We start from the raw sequence: 1,660 nt of genomic DNA, 5'->3' as shown, positions 1-1,660 counted from the left end.
TGTAACTCCATCCAATTCTTCTTTTACTTTTTTTCATTGATAAAAAAAGTAACAAAAAAATCTAGTCTGATGATCTTTTTCTGTAAAATGTATTGAATTTTTAATTCATAATTTAACATTTAAACTTATAACTTAAAACCAGCAACTCATAACTCATTTTCTTCCTCCTCATTATCTTTAAACACAATAATTGCCACGCTTAATCCGTAAATAAACCCCGGAAAAGCAATTCGCATGGCGGAGTGGTTGATGGTTAAAAACCAAAATATTAAAAACGATCCCAAAAAAGCACGCGCCAGATAAGGTTGTTTACGCATGTGCCGAATGGGCACCACAATTAATATAAAAAGTGCCAGGACGCCTATCAATCCGTGTTCCGAAATTAACCTGCCCATTTCATTGTGGGAAGCCGCCCTAATATCCAATTCCTCGATTCGGTAAAACTTCCCGCTGCCAACACCGATACCAAAAAATGGATGGTCTAAAAAAGCACCCATCTCACTCATAAATAAAGTGGCTCTTCCTGTGGTGATGTCCGATTTGGTGTTTCCGGCCGCATTTTTATTGGCATACCTGTTTTCGAGCATCCCATCGGTTACATTCGAAGTGTACATGAACAAGACAAGCCCAAACAATGCCAGCAATCCTGAGTATTTTGCTAAATTTAAAATCTTATTTTCTCTTGAAAGGATATAATAGTACGTGAACAGGGAAACTGCTAAAAATGCCGTGATCATCCCTCCTCTTGAAAATGTAATTAAACCCCTGAATATCAAATAGAAAAACAGAAACATATCCATGCTGAAAAGGGCAAAAATGCGTTGCTTTAAAAATAAGTGCACCGCAACAACAAACACGCCCAATCCGAGAATGGTGGCCATCTGGTTTGGCCCATAGCCACCTGAAGCAGCAAAATTGGCATCGCCGCCAAAGGAAATTTCGCTGATGTCGGGCGTTTTAAAATACAACAAAGCCATTGTTGAAATTATGGGCAACAGCATATAGAACAGCATATCCATCATGGTTGAAAGCGTCAAAGGCCGCCTGTAAAAATAAATGGCCGAAACGCCCAACAATATGGGTCCGCTTAAATTAAATGCAACGGCTTTTCTGATAGATTCGCTAAACGGGATGTCCACAAAAGCAATTCCGATAAGTAATAACAGAATGTAAATAAAATAACTTAAAGAAATACTGTGGCTTCTTTTTTCCACCACCAATCCCACAAAGAGAAACAACAAAACTGCATATTTTGGCAATTCATAAAAAATCATACCGCCTGCCATTCGAAACAATACTTCCGCCCCCACCAAATAAGCGCTCCAATAAATGGCTTCGTTGTTTTCATTTTTATTCCGTATGATATACAGTACGCCGAAAAATACGATTAAAATGGAGTATGCCTTGACAATCAATCCGGAAAGCACAAGCACTCCCAATACCAGGTGGGTGACGGCCAAAATTAAACGTTTATGTGATCCGCTGTTATTCAAGTTGGTATATCGCTGTTAATTGGGTGATAAAGGCATTTTGACTGTAATTCAGCAGTACATTTTTAGCTAAATTTTTACCGAATACTTTTCGTTGGCACTCATTTTCAATAAGATATATAAGGGCTTCCGACAGCTTATCTGCATCATTCGGAGGTACCACCAACCCG

At 38.7% G+C, this 1,660-nt stretch carries 1 protein-coding gene; it reads right to left on the bottom strand.

The features are described 5' to 3' along the window. Nucleotides 1-146: 146 nt before the first annotated feature. The gene (locus tag ABY285_RS12585) at nt 147-1,460 is read right to left on the bottom strand and encodes an O-antigen ligase family protein (RefSeq protein WP_372770585.1); all 1,314 of its coding nucleotides are present in this window, start codon (nt 1,458-1,460) and stop codon (nt 147-149) included. Between the last annotated feature and the right edge of the window lie 200 nt (nt 1,461-1,660).

This window comes from Lutibacter sp. (assembly GCF_041555395.1).
GTDB lineage: Bacteria > Bacteroidota > Bacteroidia > Flavobacteriales > Flavobacteriaceae > Lutibacter.
Note: the sequence above shows the minus strand (reverse complement) of the source record. Positions and strands in the feature narration are given on the sequence as shown.